Origin of the sequence: Streptomyces sp. NPDC088354, from assembly GCF_044753585.1 — a bacterium.
Classification (GTDB): Bacteria; Actinomycetota; Actinomycetes; order Streptomycetales; family Streptomycetaceae; genus Actinacidiphila.
This window is the reverse complement of sequence record NZ_JBIVNJ010000017.1, coordinates 1-15,435: the sequence shown is the minus strand read 5'-3', so window position 1 is coordinate 15,435 and position 15,435 is coordinate 1. Positions and strand designations below refer to the sequence as shown.

Annotated in this window: 16 protein-coding genes; 9 read left to right on the top strand and 7 right to left on the bottom strand. The window is 71.7% G+C overall.

The window, feature by feature from the left end; genetic code table 11:
• Window positions 1–59: 59 nt before the first annotated feature.
• A complete protein-coding gene (locus ACIP98_RS23725; protein ID WP_319663460.1) occupies window positions 60–1,058 on the bottom strand; it encodes an inorganic phosphate transporter in 999 nt (332 codons plus the stop codon).
• Window positions 1,059–1,063: 5 nt separating this feature from the next.
• On the bottom strand, window positions 1,064–1,684 hold the full coding sequence (locus tag ACIP98_RS23720; RefSeq protein ID WP_319663459.1) for a DUF47 family protein: 621 nt from the start codon (window positions 1,682–1,684) through the stop codon (window positions 1,064–1,066).
• A 198-nt stretch (window positions 1,685–1,882) separates the two neighbouring features.
• On the opposite strand from ACIP98_RS23720, the gene ACIP98_RS23715 reads away from it, so the two are divergent.
• Complete coding sequence (locus ACIP98_RS23715; protein ID WP_319663458.1) at window positions 1,883–2,254, top strand: metal-sensitive transcriptional regulator; 372 nt, start codon at window positions 1,883–1,885, stop codon at window positions 2,252–2,254.
• On the opposite strand, the gene ACIP98_RS23710 is transcribed toward ACIP98_RS23715, so the two are convergent.
• Both ACIP98_RS23710 and ACIP98_RS23705 read right to left on the bottom strand, forming a co-directional pair.
• A complete protein-coding gene (locus ACIP98_RS23710; RefSeq protein WP_319663623.1) occupies window positions 2,251–2,433 on the bottom strand; it encodes a hypothetical protein in 183 nt (60 codons plus the stop codon). The genes ACIP98_RS23715 and ACIP98_RS23710 overlap by 4 nt on opposite strands.
• A gap of 80 nt (window positions 2,434–2,513) precedes the next feature.
• A complete protein-coding gene (locus tag ACIP98_RS23705) occupies window positions 2,514–3,368 on the bottom strand; it encodes a hypothetical protein (RefSeq protein ID WP_401977823.1) in 855 nt (284 codons plus the stop codon).
• 92 nt (window positions 3,369–3,460) lie between these two features.
• Here ACIP98_RS23705 and ACIP98_RS23700 point away from each other — a divergent pair, with 92 nt between their 5' ends.
• Together ACIP98_RS23700 and ACIP98_RS23695 are read left to right on the top strand one after the other, a co-directional pair.
• Entirely contained in the window at window positions 3,461–3,613 is a 153-nt protein-coding gene (locus ACIP98_RS23700; protein ID WP_319663456.1) for a hypothetical protein, read from the top strand.
• Between the two features lie 109 nt (window positions 3,614–3,722).
• Entirely contained in the window at window positions 3,723–5,303 is a 1,581-nt protein-coding gene (locus tag ACIP98_RS23695; RefSeq protein WP_319663455.1) for an FAD-binding oxidoreductase, read from the top strand.
• Window positions 5,304–5,350: 47 nt separating this feature from the next.
• Here the strand turns inward: ACIP98_RS23695 and ACIP98_RS23690 are convergent, their stop codons facing one another.
• Together ACIP98_RS23690 and ACIP98_RS23685 are read right to left on the bottom strand one after the other, a co-directional pair.
• Entirely contained in the window at window positions 5,351–6,049 is a 699-nt protein-coding gene (locus ACIP98_RS23690; protein ID WP_319663454.1) for a phosphatase PAP2 family protein, read from the bottom strand.
• A gap of 170 nt (window positions 6,050–6,219) precedes the next feature.
• Entirely contained in the window at window positions 6,220–7,161 is a 942-nt protein-coding gene (locus ACIP98_RS23685) for a bifunctional lytic transglycosylase/C40 family peptidase (protein ID WP_319663612.1), read from the bottom strand.
• A 400-nt stretch (window positions 7,162–7,561) separates the two neighbouring features.
• Between ACIP98_RS23685 and ACIP98_RS23680 the strand changes: the two genes are divergently transcribed.
• The 6 genes from ACIP98_RS23680 (at window position 7,562) to ACIP98_RS23655 (ending at window position 14,795) form a co-directional block, all read left to right on the top strand.
• Window positions 7,562–7,870: a hypothetical protein gene (locus ACIP98_RS23680; RefSeq protein ID WP_319140882.1), complete on the top strand. Its 309-nt coding sequence runs from the start codon at window positions 7,562–7,564 to the stop codon at window positions 7,868–7,870.
• A gap of 132 nt (window positions 7,871–8,002) precedes the next feature.
• Window positions 8,003–8,824 (top strand): hypothetical protein, encoded by an 822-nt coding sequence (locus ACIP98_RS23675; RefSeq protein ID WP_401977820.1) that lies wholly within the window; start codon window positions 8,003–8,005, stop codon window positions 8,822–8,824.
• On the top strand, window positions 8,814–10,106 hold the full coding sequence (locus ACIP98_RS23670) for a hypothetical protein (RefSeq protein WP_401977819.1): 1,293 nt from the start codon (window positions 8,814–8,816) through the stop codon (window positions 10,104–10,106). The genes ACIP98_RS23675 and ACIP98_RS23670 overlap by 11 nt, the downstream gene beginning before the upstream one ends.
• Window positions 10,103–11,653, top strand: a complete 1,551-nt coding sequence (locus tag ACIP98_RS23665) for an SCO6880 family protein (protein WP_319663449.1) — start codon at window positions 10,103–10,105, stop codon at window positions 11,651–11,653. The genes ACIP98_RS23670 and ACIP98_RS23665 overlap by 4 nt, the downstream gene beginning before the upstream one ends.
• A gap of 146 nt (window positions 11,654–11,799) precedes the next feature.
• Complete coding sequence (locus ACIP98_RS23660; RefSeq protein ID WP_401977818.1) at window positions 11,800–13,191, top strand: ATP-binding protein; 1,392 nt, start codon at window positions 11,800–11,802, stop codon at window positions 13,189–13,191.
• A 14-nt stretch (window positions 13,192–13,205) separates the two neighbouring features.
• The gene (locus ACIP98_RS23655; RefSeq protein ID WP_401977817.1) at window positions 13,206–14,795 is read left to right on the top strand and encodes a type VI secretion protein; all 1,590 of its coding nucleotides are present in this window, start codon (window positions 13,206–13,208) and stop codon (window positions 14,793–14,795) included.
• Here ACIP98_RS23655 and ACIP98_RS23650 read toward each other — a convergent pair.
• Window positions 14,792–15,301 carry a GNAT family N-acetyltransferase gene (locus ACIP98_RS23650; protein ID WP_401977815.1) on the bottom strand — a complete coding sequence of 170 codons (510 nt, stop codon included), beginning with the start codon at window positions 15,299–15,301 and terminating at the stop codon, window positions 14,792–14,794. The genes ACIP98_RS23655 and ACIP98_RS23650 overlap by 4 nt on opposite strands.
• Between the last annotated feature and the right edge of the window lie 134 nt (window positions 15,302–15,435).

Below are 15,435 nucleotides of genomic sequence, written 5' to 3'. Positions count from 1 at the left end.
CGCAAGGCGAAGGGCCCGCCCCCTCCGGGGGGCGGGCCCTGTTGCTTTCCCCGAGCGGCTCAGGCGAAGGCGAAGTGCACCACGCCGTAGGTGGCCGCGGCCACCAGCGCCGCGGCCGGCATGGTGATGAACCAGCCGGCGACGATGTTCTTGGCGACGCCCCAGCGGACCGCGTTGACCCGCTTCGTCGCACCGACGCCCATGATGGCCGAGGTGATGACGTGGGTCGTGGAGATCGGCGCCTTGAAGATGTAGGCCGTGGTGTAGAGGATCGACGCCGCCGTGGTCTCCGCGGCGAAGCCCTGCGGCGGGTCCAGCTCGATGATCTTCCGGCCCAGGGTCCGCATGATGCGCCAGCCGCCCGCGTACGTACCGAGCGAGAGCATCGCCGCGCAGACGAGCTTGACCCAGACCGGGATCCCGTCGCCCGCCTTCTGCACGTCGGCGATGGTCAGGGCGAGCACCACCACACCCATGGTCTTCTGGGCGTCCTGCAGGCCGTGGCCGAGCGCCATGCCCGCCGCCGAGACGGTCTGCGCGATCCGGAAGCCGCGCTTGGCCTTGTTCGGGTTGGCCCTGCGGAAGATCCACAGGATAGCCAGCATGACCAGGTAGCCGACCAGCAGGCCGACGATCGGAGACAGGAACATCGGCAGGACGACCTTGTCGATCACACCGGACCAGATGACCCCGGTGCCGCCGGCCAGCGCCGCGCCCACCAGACCGCCGAACAGGGCGTGGCTGCTGGAGGAGGGCAGGCCGTAGTACCAGGTGACCAGGTTCCAGACGATCGCCCCGATCAGCGCGGCGAACAGGATGCCCATCCCCGACCGGCCGGACGGGGTCTCGATGAGGCCCTCGCTGACGGTCTTGGCGACCCCGGTGCCGAGGAAGGCGCCCGCGAGGTTCATCACGGCGGCCATGGCCAGCGCGGCCCGCGGGGTCAGCGCCCGGGTGGACACCGAGGTGGCGATGGCGTTCGCCGAGTCGTGGAAGCCATTGGTGTACGTGAAGAAGAGCGCGACCCCGACGGTCACGACCAGAGCGAAGGTCTCCACCTGGGTCAGGACTCCTTGACCGCGATGGTCTCCACGGTGTTGGCCACGTGCTCGAAGGCGTCCGCCGCCTCTTCCAGGACGTCCACGATCTGCTTGAGCTTGAGCACCTCGATGGCGTCGTACTTGCCGCTGAAGAGGTGGGCCAGCAGCTTGCGGTGGATCTGGTCGGCCTGGTTCTCCAGGCGGTTGACCTCGATCCAGTACTCGGTGAGGTTGTCCATCGTGCGCAGGTGCGGCATCGCCTCGGCGGTCAGCTCGGCGGCCCGGGCCAGCACCTCGATCTGCTGCTCGACCCCGCGCGGCAGTTCCTCGATCTGGTAGAGGACGACCAGGTCGACGGCCTCCTCCATGAAGTCCATGATGTCGTCGAGGGAGGAGGCGAGGGAGTAGATGTCCTCCCGGTCGAAGGGCGTGATGAAGGAGGAGTTCAGCTGGTGGAAGATCGCGTGGGTCGCGTCGTCCCCCGCGTGCTCCGCCGCCCGCATCCGCTCGGCGATCTCCGCGCGCGTGGCGGAGTCGGCTCCGAGGAGTTCCATCAGGAGCTTCGATCCTGTGACGATGTTGTCCGCGGACGCGGCGAACATGTCGTAGAAGCTCGTCTCCCTTGGGGTCAGACGAAAGCGCACGTGAAGTCCTCGGAATACATCGGTTTCGGTCGCATTGATGCTAGGCGCATCGCACGGCCAGGGCTAACCGGCGTCTTACAGTGTCGCTCATGGTCGCAAACGGTCCCCATCGGGGCTCCTCCCCGTGCACGCTCGCACAATGAGGCGAATTCGGTACGATATACCCGGCAGGGGTATATCGGGGGCAGGAGGGACGCCATGACGGTCACCGAGACCGGCGACACGGCTCCGCACGGCGAACAGCCGGGGGCCGACGGGGCCGACGGGTCCGCGGAGCATCCGCCGCACCAGCACGGGTACGCCGAACAGAGGGACCAGCACCTGAAGCGGCTGCGCCGTATCGAGGGGCAGATCCGGGGCCTCCAGCGGATGGTCGAGCAGGACGTGTACTGCATCGACATCCTTACCCAGGTGTCCGCCGGCACAAAGGCCCTGCAGTCCTTCGCCCTGCAACTGCTCGAGGAGCACCTGCGGCACTGCGTCGCCGACGCGGCCGCCAAGGGTGGCCCCGAAGCGGACGACAAGGTCGCCGAGGCCACCGCCGCCATAGCCCGGCTGCTGCGGAGCTAGCCGCGCCGGCGCCCCTGCGCGGGGACGCGTGGTTCCACCTTGAGCACCTCATCGATGCGCTCGGAGCTCAGCCGTTCCTCGGCGGTCGCCGAGGCGGCGATCATCAGCTCGCAGCACAACTCGATCTCCGCGAGGGCCACGTGGACCTGATCGTCCTGGTCCAGGAGCCACATCGCCACGTGCACCACCTCCTCCCCGCCCAGCGTAGGGACCGGCGCACGGTCCGTGCATGACACGGACGGGCCATTTCCGCAAGGTTCTAGGGACCGGCCGCAGAAACGATCTTCCCGGTGTAGATGTCGGTCGCGTGCGGCAGGACGACCCGTACCGGCGCCCCGAAAGAGTACATCCCGGTGGTCGAGACCACCGTGACCGCGGTCGGGGCACTCTGGCCGCCCGCGACCCCGGCGTTGGCGAAGGTGAAACGCTGCCGGACCTTGCGCAGCAGACCGGCGTCGTCCAGGTAGGCGTCGAAGGGCACCCGCGTCACGGAGAACCCGCCCGCCGCCGCCCGCAACGAGCCGCGGGCCGGCACCGAGGACGTCTCCGCGGCCCGCGCGATGTCCGTCACACCCCGGTAGTGCCGCACCCGGGCGCCGTCCACCGTCTCCACGCCCACCAGCCGCACGTCGCGGGCGCCGCGCAGCAGCTCCGCCGCGACCAGCGGGTCGGTCGCGCCGCCGGTGACGAGATTGCCGTCCGGCAGCCGGGTGGTGTCGACCCACACCCACTTGTCGGCCGGGACGCCCTCGCCCCGGTTCTTCATGTAGAGCGCCCCGGGGGTCAGCAGCTCCGTGACCGGCGCGTGCTCCGCGGCACCCGCGGCGTCGGGCGGCAGTACGAGCCGGAGGCTGCCGCGCCGCGCGGCGTAGTCGAAGCTCCCGGTGCCGGTGATGGTGACCTTGGTACCGCCGCTGGCGGTCTCCATCGACGTGCGGACCTTCGAGCTGCCGGCCCGGACCAGCGCGTCGGCCGCCTGCCGCACCGCGCGATCCGCGTCACGGGGAGCGGTACCCACCTCCACGGCCTCGCCGCTGCCGGAGCATCCCGCGAGTGCGGTCGCGCACATCCCGAGTCCCACGGCCGCGGCGGTCGCCCGACTGACCTGCCCCATCTGCGCCTACCCCCTGCACCGTGCCGCCGTCCAGGCCCTCACGCGGCATAACGAGGGTCAGGGCACCGCGTCACGGCCGGTAGCTTTGACGCGTGCGCCCCAGTGATCCCCCTCCCCCGCACCACGCCACCACCAAGGAGAAGGGCTCCTTCTCCTTCGCGACCTGCTCGTGCGGATGGCGCGGCCCTTCGCGCCGGGCCCGCGAACGCGCCCGGCGCGACGCCGCCGAGCACGCCGGGTCCTGACCGCCGGCGCGCGTCCCGCCGGTGTGGCGTACGCCTCACAACCGACGCACCCCTCCCGCCGTCATCACCAGAGGAAGCACAGGGTTTCCAGAGCGAGAGGGCGCCCACGTTGAACCGACGAGCACTCATCCGCGGGGGCGCCGGCATCACCGCCGCGACCTGGCTGACCGCGGCCTGCGGCCCGGCCGGGTCCGGGAACCCGGCAGCCACCGGGAGCCGCATACCCAGTGACGCGCCCACCGTGACCGGTACGCCCACCGCCGCGAGCGGACCCCCCGCGGGCGCCACCAGCGCCGCCGCGACCGTCCCGCCCGACTGGAAGGCCCTCGGCCACTCCCTCGGCGGCCGGCTCGTCCGCCCCGGCGACGCGGACTACGCCACCGCCAGGCTGCTGTACAACACGCGCTTCGACGGCCAGCGGCCGGCCGCGGTCGCCTACGTCTCCGGCACCGAGGACATCCGCGAGTGCCTGGACTTCGCCCGCCGCACCGGCGTCCCCGTCTCGATCCGCAACGGCGGCCACTCCTACGCCGGCTACTCGGGCGGCAAGGGCAGACTCGTCCTGGACGTCTCGTCCCTCGCGAAGATCACCCGCTCCGGCTCCTCGGCCACCATCGGCGCCGGCGCCAAACTGATCGACGTCTACACCCGGCTCGGCGCCGCGGGCCGCACCCTGCCGGCCGGCTCCTGCCCGACCGTCGGCATCTCCGGACTCACCCTCGGCGGCGGCCACGGTGTGATCAGCCGGGCCTACGGGCTGACCTGCGACAGCCTCACCGCTGCCGAGATCGTCACCGCGGGCGGGCGGGTGCTGCGCTGCAGCGCCGACGAGAACCCCGAGCTGTTCTGGGCGCTGCGCGGCGCGGGCGGCGGCCAGTTCGGCGTCGTCACGAGCCTGACGTTCACCACCCAGGCCGCGCCGCAGGTCGTCACCGGCTACCTGACCTGGCCGTGGAGCAAGGCCGCGGCGGTCATCCGCGCCTGGCAGGAGTGGGGCCCCACGCAGCCGGACCAGATCTGGTCCGCGCTGCACCTGGACAAGTCGGGCTCCGGTTCCCCGCAGATCAGCATCGCCACCGTCGGCATCACCTCCCGCACGGAGCTCGCCAACGCCGTCGACCGGCTCGCCGACACCATCGGCTCCCCCGCGAGCAGCGTCTCGCTGCACCCGCGGCCCTACCTCGACGCGACGCTCGCCTACGCGGGCTGCTCGGACAAGAGCACCGCCGAGTGCCATCTGCCCGGGACGACCCCGGGCCGCAGCCCGTCCGGCCGCCTCGGCCGCGAGACGTACACCGCGCGGTCCGACTTCTACGACCGCTCCCTGTCCGAGGCCGGCATCCAGACCCTGCTCTCCCAGGTCGGCGCGCTGCGCTCGGGCGCCGGCAGCGTCTCGCTCACCGCCCTCGGCGGCGCCGTCAACCGGGTCTCCCCGACCGCCACGGCCTTCGTCCACCGCCGCTCGCGCTTCCTCGCGCAGTACATAGAGACCCCGGGCACCACCCAGTGGCTCGACGGGCTGCACAGCGCGATGCGCCGGTACGCCTCGGGCGCCGCCTACCAGAACTACACCGACCCGACGCTGACCGACTGGCGCGCCGCCTACTACGGCTCCGCCGCGGACAAGCTCACCCGCCTGAAGGCCCGCTACGACCCCACCCGGCTGTTCGCCTTCCAGCAGGCCCTGTAGGGCCGCCTGCGGGCCCGCGGCAGGCGCGGGGAACGGGAGGGAGCCCCTCAGGCCGCCAGGTCCTTGTCGACGGCCGTGGGCTCCGGGTACGGCTCCCCGCGCCGCGCCGCCGGCGTCCCGGCCGCCCGGGGCGCCCGTACCAGCAGCCCCGCCCGGGAGGCGGCCACCGCCGTCATGAGCGGCGTCAACAGGGCCAGCGCGAAGGGTGCCAGGAGCAGCGCGACGGCCGTGCCGAGGGCGAAGCCGCCCAGTACGTCGGTGGGGTAGTGCACGCCCATGTAGACCCGGCAGAAGCCCTCGGCGAGCGCGACCGCGACGGCGGTCAGCCCCCACTTGCGGCTGACCAGGAAGAGGCCGACGGCCACCGCCATCGTCACGGTCGCGTGGTCGCTGACGAACGAGTAGCGGCCCGTACTCGTGACCAGCACGTCCAGGCCCTGGTGTTCGGCGAACGGCCGCGGCCGGTCCACGAAGTTGCGCAACGGGACGTTCAGCAGCACCGCGACGCCGCCCGCGAGCCCGGCCCAGACCACGCCGGCGACCGCCGCCGGGGCCTCGGAACCGCCGCGGCGCGCCACTCGCCACCAGCACCATCCGGCGAGCAGCACCATGAGCAGGATCAGCCCGTACTCGGCCATGCCCTCCACGGCGCGGTCCAGCCAGCGCGGTGCGAGCTTCGCGAGCCCGTTGATGTCACGGAGCAGACTGACATCCGGGTTGGAGCCGTCCAGTGAAAGCGCTGCCACCGGTGCACCCCTAACTGTCTCCGCGGCATCCCCGCGCACGAACGACACGAGGCCGGAGGAGCCATTGTCACCCGTCCAACGAGCCGCACGGTACGCGGCGTTCCGGTCTCCACCGGATGATCACCAGGACGTTACCGAAGGGAGACCCGCGGCGCCGCGACGGCGGGCGCTCAGACCGCCGCCGCGCCCGCCGCCGTCACCCGCGTCGCGCCGATGTAGTCCGGGCTGTCGATCCTGTCGAAGCGGATGACCGCGCCGGTGTAGGGGGCGTTGATCATGTACCCGCCGCCGACGTAGATCCCGACGTGGTGGATCGTGCGCGGGTCGGTCAGGTCGTTGGCGAAGAAGACCAGGTCCCCCGGGAGCAGCTCGTCGCGCTTGGGATGCGGCCCGGCGTTCCACTGGTCGTTGGCCACGCGCGGCAGCTCGATGCCGACCGACTCGTACGCCGCCTTCGTCAGCCCCGAGCAGTCGAAGCGCCCGCCCTGGTCCGCCGTGCCGTTGCCGCCCCACAGGTACGGGGTGCCCAGCTTCTCCTGTGCGTAGTAGATGGCGCCCGCCGCCTGCCGGGAGGGCGCGACCGCGCCGACCGGCGCCGCGAAGCTCTTCTCCAGCGTGGTGATGATCCGGACGTAGTTCTGCGTCTCGCGGATGCGCGGCACCCCGCCGGCCTGAATCACCCGGTACGCGCCCGCGTTGTACGCGGCGAGCATGTTCTCCGTCGGATCGCCCGGAACGTCCTTCACGTACTGCGCGAGCTCGCAGTCGTACGACGCCGCGGACGGAATCGCGTCCCGCGGGTCCCAGACGTCGCGGTCGCCGTCACCGTCGCCGTCCACACCGTGCGTGGCCCACGTCCCGGGGATGAACTGCGCGATGCCCTGCGCCTGCGCCTGGCTGCGCGCCTGCGGGTTCCAGCCGCTCTCCTGGTACAGCTGGGCCGCCAGCAGCGCCGGGTTGATGGCGTCGCACAGGTTCCCCCACTTCTGCACGATGCTCTGGTACGCCGCGGGCACGGCCCCCTTGGCGAGCGCCACCGCGCCACCTCCGCCGCCCGCCAGGCTTGCCGCCACCAGGTACGTGCCGACGACGAGCAGCGTGACGAACGACATGAACAGTCCGCCGACCACCCCCGCCAGCCACCAGGCCTTGCGCGCCGAACGACCCGCCGCCGCCACCCGCCCCACCCTCCTCGTGTGCCTGCCCGCTCACCCTGCCCGGCACGGAACGTGACGGTACGCCAGGCCCCGGGAAGCATCCCCGGCCAGCGCGCCGCCAATCGTTGCCCTCCGCTCACCACCGTGATACACAGAGTAGTCAACTAAGTCCCATCGAACACCGGCTCGCACGCCGCTGCGACCATTTTGACGGCTGCGGCCCGGATCACACGGGGGAATCGGCTGAGAAAGTCGCTGAGTCGACATACGACGGCGACATCCTCCGCCAAGATAGACCTTGGCTCCTTGCGCCCCGGCGAGGATGCCAACTGATCTAGCGTGGTGGTGAGTTCTCATGTTCCTGGCGGCCGACAAGGGCGACATCAACACCATCATTGGTGGTATCGCCCCGGACTGGGGGCCGTTCGGCTCCTTGGGGAACGAAGCGCGCGTGATGATCGAGGTGGTGATGGCAGTAGCGATTCTGCTCTGTCTCGCCATCGCGATCTGGGGCGCCGCGAAACAGCGCATCGGAGCGACGGCGCTCCGTGACACCTTCAGTGCCGAACAGGGCAAGGGCCTGATCATCGCCGGACTGACCGGCGTGTTCATCATCGGCTCCCTCGGCACCCTGTTCACCATCGTCTACGGGATGGCGGTCTAGCGACCGCGCTCCGGGCACCCCGCCCCGTCCCCTGCGCACTGTCCCCAAGGGGCCCGTCCCGGCCCCGTCCCCCACCCGAGGCTGCGTACTGATGCCCACTCAACCGACGATCCCCAAGGGGGCGAGCCCCCGATGAGCCTCGGCCAGGACGGCCCGCCCACGCGCACCCGGCTGCCCGAGTCCCCGGGCGGCAGCGGCGTCCCGGCGCGCCGCCCCGCGCGCTCCAGCCGCAGCCTCGTCACGGTCGTCGGCGTCGTCGTCCTCCTCATCGCCGCCATCGCCTTCGTCAACCGCGGCGGCGACCACGGCGGGGGGACCGCGGGCTCCGGCAACGGCGACCGCGCCGCGGGCGGCGGCACCGCCCCCCAGCCCACCGCCGCCACCGGCACCCGCCCGGTCGACGGCAAGTCCGCGGGCATCCCCACGGGGTACTCCCGCACGGACCAGGGCGCGCAGTCCGCCGCGGCCAACTACGCGGTGGCCCTGGGCTCGGACGGCATGTTCGCCCCGGACCGGCGGCACGCGATCGTCGCGGCGATCCACGCCCCGGACGTCGTCGGCCGCCTCCAGGCCGACCTGGACCGGGCGTACTCGCCGAACTTCCTTCAGAACGTGGGCCTGAACCAGGACGGCAGCGTCCCGGCCGGCTACACGTTCGTCTCCCGCACCATCCCCGTGGGCTCCAAGGTGACGGAACTCTCCGGCAGCAGGGCCACCGTGGAGGTGTGGTGCACTGGTCTGGTCGGCCTGGCCGGTGAGGGATCGACGAAGCCGGTGACCCAGACGTGGTTCACGATCACCGAGCAACTCACCTGGGCCGGCGGGGACTGGAAGATCGAGTCGTCCGGCCAGAAGGAGGGCCCCGCGCCCGTCAACGGCGACAACCGGGCGGCGAGCGCGGACGAGATCGCCAACGCGGTCGAGGGATACGGAGGCTTCACCTATGCCCGGTAACCGCCTGCGCCGCACGCTGTCCGTCACCGGCATGGTCGCGGCCGCCCAGACCACGCTCGTCCTGGCCGCCTCCCGTGCCGCGGCCGCTCCCTCACCGACGCCCAGCCCCACCGGGACCAAGAGCGCCTGCGACTACATCGTCGGCCAGGCACGCGACTACTGCGAAGGCGGCGACGGCTCCGGCGGTCACACGCCCTCCGTCGCTGACCCCCTCGACCCGCTGTCCTCGCTCGCCAAGGGCTGCGCCGACGCCGCCGCCTGGGTCATCGACGGCCTGTCGAAGGCGGTCACCAAGACCGCCGCCGTGGACTTCACCAACAAGGCGTTCCTGACCCAGTACGCGGTCGTCTTCGCCGCCTCCACGTTCCTCACGCTGCTCCTGTGGCTGCTGGCCGTCGCCAAGCGCGCCGTGCGCGGCGTGCCGCTGACCGAGGCGCTGACGGAGGCCGTCGGCTTCCTGTGGCTGACCGTCATCGCCTCCGCGTTCACCCCGCTGATCCTCTACACCGTGGTGTCCGCGACCGACGGCATCACCGAGGTCATCGCCTCCGGCACGGCCGCCAACACCGACGTGTTCTTCGGGTCGTTCACGGACGCGCTCACCAAGGGCTCCGACATCGGCGGCGGCCCGATCATGCTGATCGTGGTCTCCCTGGTCTCGGTGCTCGCCGCCGGCGTCCTGTGGCTGGAACTGGTGATCCGGGCCGCGCTGCTGTACGTCGGCGCCCTGCTCGGCACCGCCGTGTACTCGGGCCTGGTCGACAAGAACATGTGGCACCACGTGCGCCGCTGGGCCGGGATCATGATCGCGGTGATACTGGTGAAGCCGGTCATCGTGATCGTGCTGGGGCTGGCGGGCGCGCTCAGCGGCTCCGACGGGCCCACCGCCTTCGGCGCCGTCGTGTCGGGCCTGGCCATCATCCTGCTGGCCATCTTCGCCAGCGCGATGATCTACCGCTTCGTGCCCGGCTTCGGCGACGACGTGGCCAGCCTGCGCAGCAACCGCAAGGCGAGCTCCGAGTCCCAGGCGGCCGCCGTCATCTCCTCGCCGGCCGCGCTCGTCAAGCAGGGCATCAAGACCCACAGCTCCCGCGGCGGCGGCCAGGAGCAGCCCACGGGCGGCGGCGGGGGTCAGCCCGCCAACGCCGTGCCCAGCGGCATCGCCGCCCACAGCAGCCGGAACGGCGGCTCCACTGCCCCGGCCCCCGCACCGGCCCCGCGCACCAATCCCGACCGCGGCAACGGCGGGAAGAGCACCACAGCAGGAGGCGAAAGCCGGTGACGTCCCAGCCCTACGCCGCCCCGCAGCAGCGCCGTACGTATCTGATCGGCAAGGCCCGCCCCAACGCCATCGTGGGCAAGAACCGCGAGACGGGCGAGATCGCCCTGATCATCGCGGGCGCCTTCCTCGGCATGATGTCCGGTCTGCTCATCCCGATCCTGCCGCTGCGCATCCTGGGTCTGACCGGCTGGCCGCTGCTCGCCTTCGCCGCCGTCTACATGCCGTACCGGCGCCGCACCTTCTACCGCTGGTTCGAGATCAACCGCACCTACCGCAGGACGCTGCGCTCCACGCCGACGTACCGCTCGGCGGCCCTCGAGGCGGGCACCCGGCTCGACGGCCGGGAGATCGAGATCGGCCCGCCGCCCGGCATCGGGCGCATCACCTGGCTGTCGGCGCCCTTCGGGCCGGACGAGATCGCGGTCCTGCTGCACGTCGACCGCCGCACGGTCACCGCGGCCATCGAGATCGAGGGCCCCGGTGTCGGCCTGCGCGACAGCGAGGACCAGGAGGCCCTGGTCGACCGGTTCGGCACCCTGCTGAAGCACGTGGCCAACGGCGACGGCTTCGTCACCCGGCTGCAGATGCTGGCCCGCACGCTCCCCGCCGACCCCGACGCCCACGCCAAGGACGTCGCCCAGCGCGGCGACGACCGCGCCGACCAGTGGCTCAAGGACTCGTACGAACAGCTGCAGTCCATGGTGTCGACCTCCTCCGAGCAGCACCGCGCCTACCTCGTCGCCTGCATGCACTACAGCCGCGAACTCGCCGCCGAGGGCAACGCCATCGCCCGGGCCGCCGGCGCCGGCCGCAAGGCCCTCGACAAGGACGCGGGCATCGCCGCGGTCATGGCCCGCGAGCTGACCGACATCTGTGCCCGGCTCACCGAGGCCGACATCCGTGTCCGCCAGCCCCTCGGGCAGGCCCGGCTGGCGTCCCTCATCCACTCGATGTACGACCCGGACCACCCGATCGACCACATCCAGGCGATGACCCGCCGCAACGCCTGGCCGGCCGAACTGGACGCCACCGAGCCGACGTACCTCCAGGCCAAGACCCGCGAGTCGGCCACCCGCGCCCCCTGGTGCCACTCCACGGCGTGGGTCAAGGAGTGGCCGCTCACCCCGGTCGGGGTCAACTTCCTGGCGCCGCTGCTCGTCCACACCCCGGACGTGATCCGCACGGTCGCCGTCTGCATGGACCTGGAACCCACCGACGTCGCCATCGAGCGCATGCTCACCGAGAAGACCAACGACGACGCCGACGCCAGCCGGGCCGCCAAGATGAACCGCGTGGTCGACCCCCGCGACATCGCCCACCACAGCCGTATCGACCAGCGCGGCGAAGACCTCGCCTCCGGCGCCGCGGGCGTCAACCTGGTCGGCTACATCACGGTGTCCTCCCGCTCCCCCGAGGCACTCGCCCGCGACAAGCGCACGATCCGCGCCTCCGCGGGCAAGTCGTACCTCAAGCTGGAGTGGTGCGACCGCGAGCACCACCGGGCGTTCGTCAACACGCTTCCGTTCGCGACCGGCATCCGCCGGTAGCCGGGAGGACGAGCATGCGCCCATGCGCACGTGACGCCCCGCCCGCAGGGGCGGCGCTAATGGGAAGGACGACAGGGACAACGATGCCGAGCCGAGGCCCGCGCCGCAGGCGCGCCGACCGCTGACGCCGAGGAGGCGCTCCCCCCATGGCCATGCTGGACCCCCTCGCAGCGATCACCGACGCCTTCACCGGCTTCCTCTTCGGCAAGGTGGAGAGCACCCGCCTCCCCGTCCGCACCTCCACGGGCCAGGCCCAGGCCGTCTACCTGCCGACCGCGGCTCCCGGCCTCGGCGACTCGGGCGTGATCATCGGCCGAGAGGTCTACTCCGGCAAGGGGTACATCTACGACCCCTTCCAGCTGTACGGGCAGCAACTGCCCGCACCCCACTGGCTGGTGCTCGGCGAGTCCGGCAACGGCAAGTCCGCCCTGGAGAAGACCTACGTGCTGCGGCAGCTGCGCTTCCGCGACCGCCAGGTCGTCGTCCTGGACGCGCAGGGCGAGGACGGCGTCGGCGAGTGGAACCTCATCGCCAAGGCGCTCGGAATAACTCCCATCCGGCTCGACCCGATGGCCGCCCTCGACGGCGGCATCAAGCTCAACCCGCTCGACCCCGCGATCACCACGACGGGCCAGCTGGCGCTGCTCCGCACGATCATCGAGGTCGCCATGGGCCACGGCCTGGACGAGCGGTCCGGCTTCGCGCTCAAGGTCGCCCACGCCTACGTGCACGAGACCGTGACGGACCGGCAGCCGATCCTGACCGACATCGTGGAGCGGCTGCGCCACCCCATGGAGGACTCCGCCGAGTCGATGAACGTCGACCTGGAGGACGTCCGCGCCTGGGGCCTGGACGTCGCGCTCGTGCTGGACCGGCTCGTCGACGGCGACCTGCGCGGCATGTTCGACGGCCCGACCACCGCCGGCATCGACCTGGACGCGCCACTCATCGTCTTCGACCTGTCCCACATCGACCGCAACTCCATCGCCATGCCGATCCTCATGGCGATCGTCGGCGTCTGGCTGGAGCACACCTGGATCCGCCCCGACCGGAAGAAGCGCATCTTCCTGGTCGAGGAGGCCTGGCACATCATCAACAGCCCCTTCGTGGCCCAGCTCTTCCAGCGCCTGCTGAAGTTCGGCCGCCGGCTCGGACTGTCCTTCGTCGCCGTCGTCCACCACCTCTCCGACGTCGTGGACGGCGCCGCCGCCAAGGAGGCCGCGGCCATCCTCAAGATGGCCTCCACCCGCACCATCTACGCCCAGAAGGCCGACGAGGCCCGCTCCACCGGGCGGGTGCTGGGCCTGCCCCGGTGGGCGGTGGAGATCATCCCGACGCTCACCCCCGGCATCGCCGTCTGGGACGTCAACGGCAACGTCCAGGTCGTCAAGCACCTCATCACCGAGACCGAACGCCCCCTCGTCTACACCGACCGCGCCATGACCGAGGGCTCCGTCAACGACTACGACGAGGATCCGACCCAGGGCGAACCCCCGGTCTCCCTCGACAAACACATGGCCGACGACGCGGTGGCCTGAACGGTGGCCTGACCATGGCGAGACAACAGCACAGCAGCCAGGAGCGTGAGGGCGGCATCCCCGACGGCCTCATCCTGGGCGTGATCGGCTTCCTGCTCGGCATGACGATCCTGGTGTGGACGGGCACCGGGATAGCCGGGCTCCTCTCCCACCGCGCCTGGCCGGCCGACGTCCACTTCACCCGGACGCCCCTGGCCATGCGCCACCTCATCGCCCAGCCCCACGACATCGCGGGGGCCTGGGCTCCCGCCCCGCCGGCGGGACTGCCCGGGTCGGGTCTCTTCTGGGGCGTCTTCATCGGGCAGCTGATGGTGCTGTTCGTCCTCACCGTCTTCGTCATGGGAACCATCGCCCGCACCAGGCTGCGCCGGGCCGCCCGCCGCGCGGCGGCCAAGGCGGCGGCAGAGACCGCGGCGGAGACGGCGCCCGGCCAAGGCTCCGCGCCGCTGGTCCCGCGCCCCGCCAGACAGAGCCCCACGGCCACGGCGCCGGTGCCGGCTCCGTCCCCCGCGGTGGATCCCGCCGCGGACGCCGACCCCGCCCCCGTGCGCGCCGAGCCCCCGGCGGCCGCCGAGGTCTCCGTCGACCGCGAGCTCACCCGCACCTACGCCGTGTTCGCCCCGCAGCGCGGCGACAAGGGCAAGCGCCTGGTCCAGCCGGCCGTCCTCAACGCCGCGGGCCCGGTCGTCGTCACCACCGCCGACCCCGACACGTTCCACCAGACCGTCGGCAACCGCGCCAAGCTCGGACCGGTCCACGTCTTCGACCCTGCCCACCTCGTCGACACCCCGGCCCGGCTGCGCTGGGCGCCCCACACGGGCTGCGAGGACGTCCCCACGGCCATCACCCGATCCCGGGCCCTGCTGTTCCCCGTACGGCCCCGCGCGAGCCTCGACGCGGCCCTCTACGACGCCGCCGAGACCCTGCTGCGCTGCTGGCTGCACGCCGCCGCGGTGGACGGCCAGCCGTTCCGCCAGGTCCACCGCTGGGCGGGCGGCAGCAACGGCCAGGACGCCGTACGCATCCTGCGCACCCACACCCGCGCCGCCCCCGGCTGGAGCGGCGAGCTGGAGTCGGTCCTGCACGCCCACGCCGACCGCCGCGACGCCGCCCAGGCCCTCGTCCACCGGGCCCTGGAATCGCTCAACTCCGTCCACATCAGGGACGCCTGCAACCCCGGCCGCGCCGACTCGCTCGACCTGGAGTCATTCCTGACGGATCTGGGCACGCTGTACGTGGTGGGCGAACTCAACGAGGACCCGCGAACCCACCCGGGTGCGATGCCGCTGCTCACCGCACTCGTCTCCAGCGTGGTCGAGCACGGCCGGCGCATGGCCGCCAGGTCACCCGCCGGTCGGCTCGACCCACCACTCACCCTCGTCCTCGACGACGTCGCGGCCCTGGCGCCGGTCCCGGAACTCCCGGACCTCCTCGCCACGGGTTCGAGCACCGGGCTCCCCACCCTGGCCGTGCTCCGGTCCCCCGAACAGGCCCGGGACCCCTGGCGCTCCCCGGTCTGGCAACGCGCCGACAAGCGCCTCGTCCTCGGCACCCAGCCCCCGGCTCTCCTCGCCGAGATCCCCGACGCGGTGCAGATGCCCTAGGGACGTTCCAGGGCCATCTCGTACTCGGTCTGCGACTCGTCCAGCGGGAACGCCATCGTCCGGCCCGTCCTGACGAAGCCGAGGCGCTTGTAGAACGCCTGCGCACGGTGGTTGTCCTCGTGCACCCACAGCCGCACCCGCCGCACGTTCTCCGGCAGCTGCCAGGACCATGCGACGGCCGCTCCGAGCAATTCCGAGGCCAGCGCGCCACCGCGGAATTCGGGCCGAACGTACACCCCGACCAGATGCGTCTGCGGCACGTCGTACTGCTCACCGGTCTCGACGAGCACAGCGACATTGGCCACCCGATCGCCGGCCTCGGTCTCCGCGACGAACGACTGCGTGCGCGCCCGCTCTTGCCACACCTCGTCCGGGAAAGCCGCCTCCGTGTCGTAGGTGTTGACGAAGGCCACACCACTCGCGGGGTCCTTGAGGGCTTCCAGCCGCAGTGCCCGCTGAGCACGCCACTCGTCGGGACGGGAGGCACGTATCGCATAGGTCGTCATGGCGCGATGGTACGCAAAAAAGCCTCAACCCCCGAACCAGAGTTCGGGGGTTGAGGCTGAAGAATTGTTCGGCGGCGTCCTACTCTCCCACAGGGTCCCCCCTGCAGTACCATCGGCGCTGAAAGGCTTAGCTT

Coding starts and splice junctions, on each gene's coding strand:
- ACIP98_RS23715 (WP_319663458.1), top strand. CDS start 1,883: ATGACGGTCACCGAGACCGGCGACACGGCTCCGCACGGCGAACAGCCG.
- ACIP98_RS23705 (WP_401977823.1), bottom strand. CDS start 3,368: ATGGGGCAGGTCAGTCGGGCGACCGCCGCGGCCGTGGGACTCGGGATG.
- ACIP98_RS23685 (WP_319663612.1), bottom strand. CDS start 7,161: ATGTCGTTCGTCACGCTGCTCGTCGTCGGCACGTACCTGGTGGCGGCA.
- ACIP98_RS23680 (WP_319140882.1), top strand. CDS start 7,562: ATGTTCCTGGCGGCCGACAAGGGCGACATCAACACCATCATTGGTGGT.
- ACIP98_RS23675 (WP_401977820.1), top strand. CDS start 8,003: ATGAGCCTCGGCCAGGACGGCCCGCCCACGCGCACCCGGCTGCCCGAG.
- ACIP98_RS23670 (WP_401977819.1), top strand. CDS start 8,814: ATGCCCGGTAACCGCCTGCGCCGCACGCTGTCCGTCACCGGCATGGTC.
- ACIP98_RS23660 (WP_401977818.1), top strand. CDS start 11,800: ATGGCCATGCTGGACCCCCTCGCAGCGATCACCGACGCCTTCACCGGC.
- ACIP98_RS23655 (WP_401977817.1), top strand. CDS start 13,206: ATGGCGAGACAACAGCACAGCAGCCAGGAGCGTGAGGGCGGCATCCCC.
- ACIP98_RS23650 (WP_401977815.1), bottom strand. CDS start 15,301: ATGACGACCTATGCGATACGTGCCTCCCGTCCCGACGAGTGGCGTGCT.